This is a genomic window from Winkia neuii subsp. neuii DSM 8576 (assembly GCF_000420405.1).
Taxonomy (GTDB): Bacteria; Actinomycetota; Actinomycetes; order Actinomycetales; family Actinomycetaceae; genus Winkia; species Winkia neuii.
The window spans coordinates 196,663-210,251 of record NZ_ATUW01000004.1; the positions used below are offsets into that span (position 1 = coordinate 196,663).

At 56.4% G+C, this 13,589-nt stretch carries 6 protein-coding genes; 2 read left to right on the forward strand and 4 right to left on the reverse strand.

Annotated elements, in window-relative coordinates; genetic code table 11:
• Positions 1–73: 73 nt before the first annotated feature.
• From smc to G437_RS0105565, 3 genes are read right to left on the reverse strand one after another with little or no spacing between them, the layout of a single operon-like run.
• A complete protein-coding gene (gene smc, locus G437_RS0105555) occupies positions 74–3,568 on the reverse strand; it encodes a chromosome segregation protein SMC (protein WP_024331587.1) in 3,495 nt (1,164 codons plus the stop codon).
• Between the two features lie 7 nt (positions 3,569–3,575).
• Complete coding sequence (gene ndk, locus G437_RS0105560) at positions 3,576–3,992, reverse strand: nucleoside-diphosphate kinase (RefSeq protein ID WP_024331588.1); 417 nt, start codon at positions 3,990–3,992, stop codon at positions 3,576–3,578.
• 23 nt (positions 3,993–4,015) lie between these two features.
• On the reverse strand, positions 4,016–5,695 hold the full coding sequence (locus G437_RS0105565; protein ID WP_024331589.1) for a bifunctional folylpolyglutamate synthase/dihydrofolate synthase: 1,680 nt from the start codon (positions 5,693–5,695) through the stop codon (positions 4,016–4,018).
• A 121-nt stretch (positions 5,696–5,816) separates the two neighbouring features.
• Between G437_RS0105565 and brnQ the strand changes: the two genes are divergently transcribed.
• The gene (brnQ, locus tag G437_RS0105570) at positions 5,817–7,202 is read left to right on the forward strand and encodes a branched-chain amino acid transport system II carrier protein (protein ID WP_051141891.1); all 1,386 of its coding nucleotides are present in this window, start codon (positions 5,817–5,819) and stop codon (positions 7,200–7,202) included.
• Positions 7,203–7,405: 203 nt separating this feature from the next.
• Complete coding sequence (locus G437_RS0105575; RefSeq protein WP_024331591.1) at positions 7,406–9,775, forward strand: glycogen/starch/alpha-glucan phosphorylase; 2,370 nt, start codon at positions 7,406–7,408, stop codon at positions 9,773–9,775.
• Between the two features lie 50 nt (positions 9,776–9,825).
• On the opposite strand, the gene ileS is transcribed toward G437_RS0105575, so the two are convergent.
• Positions 9,826–13,122, reverse strand: a complete 3,297-nt coding sequence (ileS, locus tag G437_RS0105580; protein WP_024331592.1) for an isoleucine--tRNA ligase — start codon at positions 13,120–13,122, stop codon at positions 9,826–9,828.
• Positions 13,123–13,589 lie beyond the last annotated feature (467 nt).

Sequence of the window (13,589 nt, forward strand, 5' to 3'; positions counted from 1 at the left end):
TTGGCCGCTTGCGCCGGAAAGGTCTCTTTTGGAAAAACGTGACCAAAACATAACATTCACGGCAGCTAGCGACTCATTCCTTGGACAGTTTCTGTGAAACAACGCTCGTTACCCCATTTTGCATTGTGACTCCGTAGAGGGCGTCTGCCTTCTCCATGGTCCGCTTCTGGTGCGTGATAACGATGAGTTGGGAAGTTTGGCGCAATTCCTCAAACACTGTTAAAAGGCGAGCCAAGTTGGCGTCGTCTAATGCCGCTTCGACCTCGTCCATAACGTAGAAGGGCGAAGGCCGCGCCTTGAAAATTGCCACCAACATCGCTAGCGCTGCCAGCGAACGCTCCCCACCGGAAAGCAAAGACAGCCGCTTGACCTTTTTGCCAGCCGGCCTCGCCTCAATCTCGATCCCAGAGGTGAGAAGGTTATCCGGGTCGGTCAGTACCAGATCTCCTTGACCGCCCGGGAAGAGCATCTCGAACACGTGATGGAAGGCGTCGCGAGTGTCAGCGAAAGCCTCTTCGAATGCCCTGCGCACCTGCGCGTCGACGTCGGCTACGATCTGCAGCAAATCGTCGCGCGACGAGCGCAAATCTGCCAACTGGTCTGCGAGGAATTTGTACCGCTCCGACAAGGCCTGGTGTTGTTCGAGGGCGAGCGGATTTACTTTGCCGAGGGCGCGCAGCTCCCGATTTGCCTTTCGGAGACGTTTTTCCTGCTCGGTGCGAACGTAGGGGTAGCCCTCTCCCTCCGGATCTTCCAGATTTGGGATTAACAGGTGGGGCCCGTAGTGCTCAAGCAGCTCTTTGAGCGTCAACGAAAGTTCGTCGTGAGCACTGGCTGCCAATTGGTCGCGTCTGGCTACCAGTTCCGCCTTTGCCACATCCGACCTGTAGGCGCTGTCGGTTAGGGCGGCAAGCAGCTGGCGGGCTTCCTCGAGCCGGGTACGAATCTGTTTTATGTGGCCAGAACGAGCCTTTGCTGCTTCGTCAGCCTCTGCCCGGGCCAGCCGCGCCCGTTCTAACGCAGCTTCCGCCGCCTGAACGGCTTCTTCGCATACCTCAGATACTCTGAGCGCCGCCGCAAGCTTCTTTTTCCGATTCTTTTCCGCTATGGCCGTGCGGGAACGCTCTTCTTTTTGTCTCGCCGCATTTTTTCGCAGCGCACTAGCACGCTCGCGCAGGTGGCGGCCCTTTTCTTCTTCGCTGCGGTGGGAAAGGCGGGCCTCAGTTTCACTTTTTATCAAAGCGGACTCTTGCGCGCGCGCCTCGGCTAGCGCCTGCTCTGTTTCTTCTACCCCTACTCCCTCGGCGGGAGCCTGTAAGAATTCCTCTAGCGCCCTGTTAGCCTCGACTTGGCGGGTTTTAAATGCGTCTTCTTCGGTTTTGGCGCGCTCGCACTGGGCGGCTGCACGATCCCGTTCAGCCTGCGCGGCAGAAAGGGCCGCCTTGAGCGCCCCTGCCTCCTGAGCCGCCTTAGCATAGGCCGAATCGGCTTCGCGAAGCCTGGTCAAGGCTTGTGCTTCGGCCGCCTCCGCCTTCTCTAAAGCCTTGCTTTTCGTATCTAGCCTAGTTTTAGCAGCGACACTTTCCCGCGACGCCGCTAACGCCTTTTGTGCCGCTTCGTCGAGGCGGGCCTGCAAGCTCAGTACTGAATCGGTACCCACCCCGCCGGTTTCCACCTTGTGCGCCGCCAGCACCTCACCCTCGGCCGTAATTACGATCCTGACCTGTGGGTTCTGCAATGCCAGACGCCCCTGAGCGCGGTTTTCGCACAACGCCACCCCCGCGAGCGCTCGGTCTAGAAAGCCCTCCATAGTGCCTTCTCTAGCCTGTACTACCTGGCGAGCCCACACCGCCTCGGAGAGTTTTCCCAGGGCAGGTTTTCCCTCTACGGGCCCAGCAACGGCGATCTTTACGGGACCGCCAGCCACGTCGGCTGCCTGCAAGGCTCCTTCGAGGGAGTCGGCAACTACGGTTCCTGCAAGTTCTCCGAGTGCGAGGGCTACCTGGTCCTCGTATCCGGGTTCTACGGATAGTAGTGGCGGCAGGGAACCTAAGATTGTCTCCAGATTTTTGTCGAGCAAGGTGGCGCTTGCGTCGGCTGGGGCCACCGTGGAAGCTAGCGCCTCCTGCCGGGAAGTCCAGCGCAGTTCTTCCTCTAAAGCTTCTTGGTGGCGGGCGCGCGCCTCGTCTAACTCTATTTTCGCCTGGCGTACTTTCGCGGAGGCGTCCTCGTGTGCTTTAGCTGCGAGTACGTCTTTCTTGGGCAAGGACACCTCGGCACTGCCTTCTTTGGCCGCCTCCAGACGCGAGTTAGCCAAGGCGAGTTCTTCCAGCGCCCCCTGCCGGTGCGCAGTGGCCGCTTCGAGCCGTGAATTCGCAGAGGACAGTTCGCGTTCTAGGCGTTCGCGCACTTTGTTGCGTTTGCCCGCCACTGCCTTGGCGAGGGCGAGTTCGCGTTCTAGGCGCAGCCGTTCGGCTTCCGCATCTGCTTTCGAAGCAGATATTTCCTGCAGGTAACCCAGGGCGGCCTGGATTTGTTCCATTTGCCGCCGGTCGTCCTCGGTGGCGGCGTCTGCTCGTCTTTGCAGCTGGGCGGGATCTTCGCCGTGGTAGGTAAGGGGCACGGAAAGAGATTTGACGCGCTCGGATGCCAGGATTTGGGTGGAGCGCAAGCGTTCAGCCACTGCGGTCAGGCGCTGCCAGCCGGTGGTGAGGGACTCCAATTCCGGCGAGCCTTCGGCCTCTTCGCGTTCTGCCTGGGCAAGCTGTTCGGCTATTGCCTCTGCCTTGTCGGTGGCTTTTTTCTTCCTTTGCTCTACCTCGGTGGCTGATTCGGACAGGGACGTAAGTCGCTCTGTGATGGAGGCTGCATCGTCTGCTAATAGACGAGCTTTTGCGTCGCGCACGTTCGCACTGATTATGTCGGCTCTGCGTGCGGTTTCAGCCTGTCTGGCTAGGGGGCCGAGTTGTTTGCGTATCTCGTCGGTTAGGTCCTCGAGGCGGGCAAGGTTGCCTGCCATTTGGTTGAGCTTGGATAGTGCTCGTTCTTTGCGCCGCCGATGCTTTAGTACTCCGGCGGCTTCTTCTATGAAGCCTCGCCGTTCCTCGGGGGTGGAAGACAAGATTGCGTCCAGTTGCCCCTGCCCGACTATGACGTGCATCTGCCTTCCCATGCCGGTGTCGGATAGCAGCTCCTGGACGTCTAGAAGCCGGCACTGGGTACCATTTATGTGGTATTCACTGCCGCCACCACGAAAGAGGGTTCGGGAGATCGTGACCTCTGCGTAGTCGATCGGCAAAGCGCCGTCGGAATTATCTATTGTTAGCGTAACTTGAGCCCTGCCTAGAGCCTGTTTGCCCGAGGTGCCCGCAAAAATCACGTCTGACATGGCGCTGCCTCGCAACGCCCTCGCCCCCTGCTCCCCCATGACCCAGGCAAGGGCATCCACGACGTTCGACTTGCCTGAGCCATTTGGGCCAACCACGCAGGTTATTCCCGGTTCCAAGCGCATGGTGGTAGCACCAGCAAAGGATTTGAACCCGCGCAGAGTGAGATTTTTTAGATACACGCTCTAGTTAGAACCAGATCTTAATTTCGCGTTCGGCACTGGCAGGAGAATCCGAGCAGTGCACCACGTTCTCGATATTGTTCGATCCCCAGTCGCGCCCGAAATCCCCGCGCAACGTGCCTGCAGCAGCAGTGGTGGGGTCCGTGGCTCCGGCAAGCATACGCATTCCCTCGATGCACCTTTCCCCACGTACAACAATTGCGGTCATAGGGCCCGAGGACATGTATTCGACCAGGTCTGCGAAGAAGTGTTTTTTGACGTGTTCTACGTAGTGTTCGCGCAGCTTCGCCTCGTTAGCCTGGACGACGGCAAGGGCCTCCAGAACATAACCTTTAGCTTCAATACGTCTAATAACTTCGCCAGTTAGGCCGCGCCGAAAAGCCTCGGGTTTTACCAACACCAAGGTGCGTTCAGTTTGGGACACGACTTATCCTTTCAACTCGATGTCTACATCTTACTTGGCATGTTCTCGGCGGGAGGCCTACCTGCTCCGAGCACTTCTCGAACATGTGCAGCAAAGACTACCGAACCGAAAGCTACGACAGCCGTATTAGGAGCCGGAGCGCCGCCTTCTTCCGCAGCTGTTACGGCTTTGTCGATAGCCGACGCCGTATCCTCGGCAGTAAAGACGCGGTCGGGGCCAAAGACCTCGGTGCTAATGCGCACCAGTTCTTCTAGCTCCATGGCCCGCTCCCCGGGCATCTGGGTGAGTACCAGAGAAGCAAGCAGCGGTTCCATTTCCGAGAGTACGCCCTCGACATCTTTGTCTGCCATAGCCGAGTAGACACCCACTATGTCCGTGAACGGGAAATCGTCCTCCAAGGTGGTACGCAATACCGCGGCCCCTCCGGGGTTGTGTGCAGCATCTACCATGATGGTTGGCGACGAACGCAAAATCTCGGCCCGCCCGGGCGAGGTGGCGTTGGCCATCCCATTTTCTAGCAGGCGCGGTTCTAGGGCCGTCCCACCCGAAAGAGCCTCGAACGCTGCTATGGCGAGGGCGGCGTTTTCGCTTTGGTGGGCGCCAAACAGGGGCACGTACACGTCCTCGTAGACTGCCGCGGGGGTGCGCACAGTTATGAGCTGGCCTCCCACGGCCTGTTGGCGCGAAAGTACCTCAATATCAGTTCCGTACTCGCGCACTGTGGCTCCTTTGTGGGCAGCTTCTTCCAAAATAATTTTGCGTGCTTCTTCGGGCTGTTTCGCCAAAATCAGTACCATGGAATCCTTGATAATCCCGGCTTTTTCGGAAGCAATTTGGCCCACGGTTGAGCCGAGCCATTTCTCGTGATCTTTACTAATTGGAGTAATTACCCCCACCTTTGCGTCGATCACGTTCGTGGCATCCCAGCGTCCGCCCATGCCAACTTCGATTACGCCCAGATCAATCGGGTAGTCGGCAAAAGCCGCATAGGCCATCACTGTGAATACTTCAAAAAAGGACATGCGGGGCCCACCGGTTTCCCGGTTCTTCTGATCTACTAGCTCAATTATTTGGGCTACGTCCTGGTATGCGGAGATAAAGCTCTGCTTTGAAATGGGCTGCCCGTCCAAGCTTATGCGCTCGCGCACCGTGTGTAGGTGGGGGCTTGTAAAACGCCCGGTTCGCAACCCGGTAGCTTGAGCTAGTGAATCGATCATGCGGGCGGTGGAGGTCTTCCCGTTGGTCCCCGTTATGTGAACTGCGGGGAAGGCATTTTGCGGATCCGCCAAATAGTTCATTGCCATTCGCACTCGGTCTAGGGAAGGCTGGACTTTGTGTTCCGGAGCGCGCGCAATAATGGAGGCGTAAATTTGGCTTATTTCTTTGTCGAGGGCGGCTTCCTGAGCAGCATCTTCAAGCAGGCGGCGGTGAGTTTCCTCTTCGTCCTCGGCACGCACTTCCTGCACGATCTCGGGAAGGGGCCCCGCAAGCAGGGAAGCTTCGACCAGATTCTCTAGAGCTTTTCGCTGTTCACGCTCACCGCTCACGTCGGTTAGAGGTAATTGTTTATTTTCGGACGCATCGTCGGCCTCTTCCAGGTAGGGCAAGAGTTCGGGGTCAATCCCTGAGTGTCCCGCCGCATCTACTGCTGCTAGAAAGGCGTCAGCCGCGCTCGAGTGGTCCGCATTGTGTTCTTTGTTCATCGCCTCAATGCTAGTGCGATTCGCCCCCAGTTTCTAAGCCCACCTGCCAGATACTGCGCACACCTATATCACAAAGTGAATACGAGGCTCGAAGGAGATCAAATTTTGCCATAATCCCTGTATGAAAGCTAAAACGGAGTCGATATTGCGTTCGAGGCGCGATTTCAAGAGCATATTAGTTACGTCGTTGGCGTTATTTGCCATGTTTTTTGGCGCGGGCAACTTAATTTTCCCAACCATGATTGGGGTTAATTCCGGAAGTGCATTTTATTCAGCGATTTTCGGATTTCTATGTACTGGCGTCGCCCTGCCTGCCATGGCTATTGTAGCCTCCGCCACCTCTCGCGAGGGAATCACTAGTTCCTCCAGGCGAATGGGAACCCGTTTTGGTTTCCTCTATACCCTCATCGTCTTCCTTTCCACCGGCGTTCTATATGCAATCCCCCGCGTAGCAACAGTAAGCTACGAAATGTCGGTGAAACAGTTCTTCCCGCACCGTTTTGACCGCATCTCCCTAGCTGTGTACACAGTAGTTTTCTTCGCACTAGTGGCCCTAGTTTGTATTAATGCCCAAAAGCTCACCGATCGTATCGGGGCGATTTTGACTCCCGCCTTGCTAATTTTGATCACGGTCGTAGTAGTTGTAGGCATTTTCACTCTCTCTCCCGTTTCGCATGCCCCCGCAGAAGAATTCGCTTCCAACGCTCTAGCTAGTGGCATTTTGCAGGGCTATTTCACAATGGACGCGATCGCAGCTTTCGTCTTTGGTGGCGTAATTATCTCGTCTCTACAAAATTCTGGTTTCGGCCAAGGCAGACGTCTGTTTGGGGCGACGGTGCTGACCGGAATTTTTGCAGCACTAATCCTGGCAGTCGTTTACCTAGGGCTGGCCGCACTCGGTGCTCGCGTTACAGACACAAATATCTCTAACGGAGCCGCAGCCCTTTCGACGATGTCTCACGTGCTTTTCGGGCGAGCCGGCATGGCGATCTTCGGAGGCATAGTATTTCTGGCCTGCCTAACTACGGCAGCCGGCCTAGTGAGTGCTTCTTCACAGTACTTTTGCAGGCTGTTCCCGTCGGTAGCAATGCCCACAATGGTTATGATTCACGTGTTCATAGCGGCAGCGCTCTCGAACCTGGGCTTGGAGCTAATTTTGCAGGTAGTGGCCCCTATCAACGTCTTCGTCTACCCCATTACGATCATTTTTACCCTCGTCTGTTTGCTAGACATCGTTGTTCCCGGGCACATGAAGTGGACTTATAGAGCGGGGGCTTGGACTGCAGCCGCCTTCGCAATCGTCGACTCGGTGCGCTCCGTGGCAGGGTACGAAAATTTTGCCGATTCCATCTGGAATTTGCTGCCCCTGGGCAAGGCAGGCCTGGGCTGGATTGTACCCGCCCTGGTGTTGGCCTTGGTCGGCTTCACAATTGATTACTTCCAAGGGCGAATTTCCACCTCTGCGCCCTCGATGGTACGAGGTGAAATACCCGACAACGCCAAATAACCAAGAAGGTGCCAGCTAACCCAGCTAAACTGGCACCTTCTTATTCACCTCAATTCCCTGGGGGCGGCAAAGACTGAGCACAAAATGGTGTATCCAAATCCGGTCTCCGATAGAGCTTTATTCGCACGGACCATATCCTTTAAACGTGTACCGGCGGTTTCCGCCCCAAGCAGTGGCTCGGCCACAGAAGCTGGAGACAAGTAATGACAACAGACCTAACGGAAGAACTGGGATCCTTCACGCGTTCAGTCTCTGGGCGCAGGCCGCAAGCATCCACCCCCATAGAAATGTGGACGGGACTTGCCGAGGCGGTGGTGTCCAGAATTGCAGACAATTGGGAAAAGACCGCCTCTAAATTTGCCTCAGGCAGGTGTGAGCACTACTTCTCGGCAGAATTTTTGATGGGCCGGGCAATGCTGAACAATCTGACCAACCTGGGGCTGGTGGACCTTGCCCGCGAAGCCACCAATGCTTTCGGCATAAACCTAGTAGACGTGCTCGAATCGGAGCCCGACGCATCTTTAGGCAATGGCGGGCTAGGCCGACTAGCGGCGTGTTTCTTAGATTCTTGCGCCACTATGAATCTACCTGTCACTGGCTACGGCATCTTGTACCGCTACGGTCTTTTCAAACAGTCTTTCGAAAACGGCTACCAGCGCGAACACCCGGATCCTTGGATGGAAGAGGGCTACCCCTTCGTAATCCGCCGCGAAGAAGAATATCGCATAGTCAACTTCGCCGACATGACCGTGCGGGCCATTCCCTACGACATGCCAATAACCGGCTACGGTACTAAGAACGTGGGCACACTGCGCCTGTGGAAGTCCGAGCCCATGGAAGAATTCGACTACGACGCGTTCAACTCGCAACGCTTCACCGACGCGATCATAGAGCGCGAACGCGTAGCCGACCTGTGCCGTGTGCTCTACCCAAACGACACCACTTACGAAGGCAAAGTTCTGCGCGTGCGCCAACAGTATTTCTTTGTCTCGGCCTCTTTGCAGACGATGATCGACAACTACGTGCACCAGCATGGGCAGGACCTGCGCGACTTCGCTAAATACAACTGCATCCAGCTGAACGACACCCACCCTGTCCTCGCTATTCCCGAGCTCATGCGTCTGCTGATGGACCAGCACCACCTAGGCTGGGACGAAGCTTGGAAGATCGTCACCGAAACGTTCGCCTATACCAACCACACCGTGCTGGCAGAGGCACTCGAGACCTGGGAATATTCAATCTTCCAACGGCTATTTCCACGCGTACTCGAGATCGTGGCCGAAATTGATCGACGCTTCCGCGAAGAACTCGCGCAGAGGGGCTGCGACCAGGGCAAGATCGACTACATGGCCCCGATACAAAATGGGGCAATACACATGGCCTGGATTGCCTGCTATGCCTCCTTCTCGATAAACGGTGTAGCCGCCTTGCACACGCAGATCATAAAAGAGGACACGCTCCACGACTGGCACGACATTTGGCCGGAAAAATTCAACAACAAAACCAACGGGGTTACTCCGCGCAGATGGTTGCGCCAGTGCAATAGGCGGTTGTCAAAATTGCTCACGCGTCTACTTGGTTCCGACGAATGGGTACGAGATCTAGACAGGCTGAAAGAGCTGGAGCATTTCTCCTCTGATCCGCAGGTACTGGACGAACTGATGCAAATCAAAGCTGCTAACAAGAGGGATTTTGCCGACTGGATAAAGCGCCGCGACGGCATCGAAGTAAATCCCGAGGCGATCTTCGACGTACAGATCAAGCGCCTGCATGAATATAAGCGCCAGCTGCTAAACGCCCTCTACATATTGGATCTGTACTTCCGCATCAAAGACCATCCAGAGGGCGAATATACCCCTCGCGTGTTCATTTTTGGGGCGAAAGCTGCGCCCGGATATGTGAGGGCAAAGGCCATCATCAAGTTCATCAACGCAGTTTCTGAATTGATCGCCTCTGACCCAGAGGTTTCAAAGATCTTGCAAGTTGTGTTTGTGCCGAATTACAACGTCTCCCCCGCCGAGAACATAATCCCTGCTGCAGATGTGTCGGAACAAATTTCTGTGGCCGGAAAAGAGGCCTCGGGCACGTCAAACATGAAGTTCATGATGAATGGCGCGCTCACTTTGGGAACTATGGACGGGGCTAACGTCGAGATCGTGGAAGCGGTGGGAACTGAAAACGCCTACATTTTTGGGGCTCGCGTCGAAGAGCTGAACCAGCTGCGCGAAAATTACGATCCGGTGCGCACTATGCACGAAACCGAAGGCTTGGAGCGGGTGGTAAACGCCATGGTCGATGGCACTCTAGACGACGGTGGCACCGGAATGTTTTACGACCTGCGCAGATCCCTTCTGGAATCGCCCGGATACGAACCGGCCGACATGTACTACGTGCTGGGGGATTTCGCAGACTACCGTAAGGTTCGCGACCAACTTGTATCCGACTACGCCGACTCTAGGCAGTGGGCGGCCAAGTGTTGGAAGAACATCACTAACTCGGGCCGTTTTAGCTCCGACCGTACCATCGGCGACTACGCTCGCGAGGTATGGAAGATAGAGCCAGAAAAGATTTAGAGGCGGCTAGATAAATGTTGGGCCCGGCAGGAGCCGGGCCCAACATTTATCTACTTCTCGATCTTCGTCACCGAGGCGTGCACCTCGCTGTCGGAGGAATCATTTGCGTCAAACGAAATGGCCTTTGCTAACGTTTCCGCGGCAATCATCTGCTGGTGCATGCGCACGTCTGGGATGCGTTCTTCGGGAACTGACAACACCAAATTGATGCGGTCGGCTACGTGCAATCCGTCAGCCTTTCGCTGATCCTGCACCACGCGGATAACGTCGCGAGCGTAGCCCTCCGCTTCCAGGGCGGCGTCTACGGTGGTATCTAGCACTACGAAGGTGCCGTTTGCCAACACTGTTGCTGCCTGCCCCTCTTCGGCAGTTACCTTAATTGACGTAGAAACCTGTCCCGGACCTAAAACCACTGGTTCGCCATCTACTTCAACTCCGTCAAAGCGGATCTTGCCGCCCTCGAGCTCACTCCACTGCCCCGATTTTTGGGCCTTGAACAAGTCCGAGGTGTGCTTGCGCACCTGCGGAGGGAACTCACGCGGGTTCAAAGATAGTTCCTTTGACACCTCGAGGCCAGATTCCGCAGCAGGAACTAGCGAAACGTGCTTCACGTTGACTTCGCTTTGCACCAGGGCCGTGAAATCTGCAAGGCCCGCCGAGTTTTCGGAAACCACAGTTAGCGTCTGCAGCGGCTGACGCACGCGCAGCTTATTCGCCTTGCGCAGCCCGTGTGCGGCAGACACAATATCGCGAATCTCGTCCATCGTAGCTACGAGCTCGGCATCTGCGCAGGTATCGGGCAGGCTCGGGTAATCAGTTAGATGCACGGATTCTTCGCCCGTAAGACCGCGGTAAATCTCCTCAGCCAATAGGGGCGCCAACGGAGCAATTGCCCGCATCAACAACACGAGCACCGAGTACAACGTGTCGAAAGCACGCTCGTCCTCGTCCCAGAAACGCTGGCGAGAAGTGCGCACGTACCAGTTAGTCAACACGTCGGTAAAACGCTCGACCTCATGAGCCGCCCCGGCAACGTCGTAGCCATCCTGTAAGGCGGCCACCCGCTCCAACAGATTCTTCACAGAAGCGAGCAGATACCGATCCATTACCGGCAGCGAAGCGATCTTCTGCGCGTCGGCAAAGTCAAGCAGCTTGGCGGTGTAGCCGTCTCCGCCATTGCAGGTACCCGCGTAGAGGGCGAAGAAGTAGTAGCAATTCCAAAGTGGCAGCATTACCTGGCGGACAGTGTCGCGAATCGCCTTCTCGGTAACAATGAGGTTGCCTCCGCGCACTACCGGGGACGAAAGCAAGAACCAACGCATGGCATCGGAACCGTAGGAGTCAAATACCTTCCTAACGTCCGGGTAGTTACGCAACGACTTGCTCATCTTGCGCCCGTCGTCGCCCAACACGATGCCATGCGACACACAAGAGGTAAAGGCAGGCCTATCGAATAGCGCGGTGGCAAGCACGTGTAGGGTGTAGAACCAGCCGCGGGTCTGCCCGATGTATTCGACTATGAAATCGCCCGGGTAGTGATTTTCGAACCACTCTTGATTCTCGAACGGGTAGTGCACTTGCGCATAGGGCATAGACCCTGAGTCAAACCAGCAGTCAAGCACGTCGGGAATGCGGCGCATCATAGACTTACCCGTGGGATCGTCGGGGTTCGGGCGCACTAAAGTATCGATAAAGGGGCGGTGCAGATCCTTTACTTCCACTCCGAAATCGCGTTCGAGCTCAGCTAGCGAACCATACACATCTACGCGTGGGTATTCGGGATTGTCAGACTTCCACACAGGGATCGGACTTCCCCAAAAGCGGTTGCGCGAGATAGACCAGTCGCGCGCCCCGGCTAGCCACTTGCCGAACTGGCCTTCCTTGATGTGGTCGGGCACCCAGGTGATCTGCTGATTCAGCTCTACCATGCGGTCGCGGAAAGCAGAGACCTTCACGAACCACGAAGATACCGCCTTGTAAATAAGCGGTTTGCGGCAGCGCCAGCAGTGCGGGTAAGAGTGGGCGTAAGACTGTTGGCGTACCAGCACCGCCCGTTTTTCGGCAGGAATGCGCGCCAGCGGGCCCTCGTTATCTTCGTGGCCACGGCGCAGGTCGCGAATAACTAGCTTATTCGCATCAAATACTTGCACTCCCTCGTATTCGGGCACTTGGGAGGTGAACTTGCCGGCCTCGTCCACCGGCACAACCGCTTTGATACCAGCAGCCATGCACGTAAACATATCGTCTTCACCGAAAGCGGGAGCAGTGTGCACCAGGCCGGTGCCATCCTCAGTGGAAACGTAGTCTGCACTTACGACGGTGAAGGCGTTGGGCCCTGGAGTCTGGCCCTCTTTGGCGCCGTCGGCAAAGTAATCGAAGATCGGGCTGTAGCGGCGTCCCAACAGCTCCTTGCCCTTGTAGGTGGCAACGATCTGTGGGTCTTCGCCCAATTCTTTGGCATAGTTACCTGCCAGCGCCTTGGCGATGATCACTTTCTCGCCGGCTACCGGGGAGTCGAGTTCTGGATCGACCTGGATAGTCACGTAGTCGATGTCTGCACCAACCGTTATAGCCAGGTTGGACGGCAGCGTCCACGGCGTGGTCGTCCAGATGAGGGCGAGTTCCCCCGTTTCCAGGCGCAACCCCACGGTTACCGTGTTGTCTTGCCGGGTTTGATATACGTCGTCGTCCATCTTTAGTTCGTGGTTGGATAGCGGGGTCTGATCGTGCCAACAATATGGCAATACCCTGTACCCTTCGTAGGCCAAGCCCTTGTCGTAGAGCTGTTTGAAAGCCCAGATGACCGATTCCATGTAGGTGACGTCTAGAGTTTTGTAGTCGTTGTCGAAGTCTACCCAGCGTGCCTGCCGGTTGACATAATCCTGCCATTCGTCGGTGTAGCGCAGCACTGAGGAGCGGCAGGTGTCGTTGAACTTTTGGATCCCGATTCCGCCCGGCCCTTCGATTTCAGACTTGTCTTCAATGCCCAGTATGCGTTCAGCTTCCAGCTCTGCCGGCAGCCCGTGGGTGTCCCAACCGAAGCGACGTTCTACGTGCTTGCCCTTTTGGGTCTGGTACCTGGCTACCGAATCTTTTACATACCCAGTCAGAAGATGGCCGTAATGCGGTAGCCCGTTCGCAAACGGCGGCCCGTCGTAGAACACGAATTCGTTCGAGCCGCCCTCACCCGAATCGCGGTTGCGAACGGATTTGCGGAAGGTGTCATCCTCTTTCCAGTAGGCTAGGGTGTCCTCTTCCATTTTGGGAAAGTTCGGAGATGACTCGACTGCGCTATCACGGTGGCGTGGGTAGGTCCCCCGCTTTGCCTTTTGCGGATCCTTGCTCATGGTCTCCTTGTCCTCTGCTTCGAGGACGACTAGAGCCGCGGTACCACCTCGCTTGCCACCTTAACCCTGCGCCAAGGCAGCCGCTCATTGTAGCTGTGTCGGGCTTACCCGCCGGGTTCTACTAGGTTTCCCGTTCTTCCCGGTGCTCCCCGGTGATTGCCGGATCCACGCCCCTACAGTCTAGCCAGGGCTCTACTGGCTAAGAAACCAAATTCGCCCATTGGGATTGTGTTTTTCAACACCAAGTTTTTGCAAGCCACACGCGAGTCTCGAGCTGAGGCAGTCCCTAGTACTACCGAGGCTACAGCACGTGCGCCAACCTGGAACTACCTCGGTTGCCGAGCAAGCCTTTGGCCGCCTTAGTGAGGACGCCGGCAATTCTCAGTTCGGCATGAGCACGCCTCTGCTTATTGGATCATAAAGCAGGCGTGCCGCCTCCCGCCGCTTAGAGCGCAGTAGCAACCTTG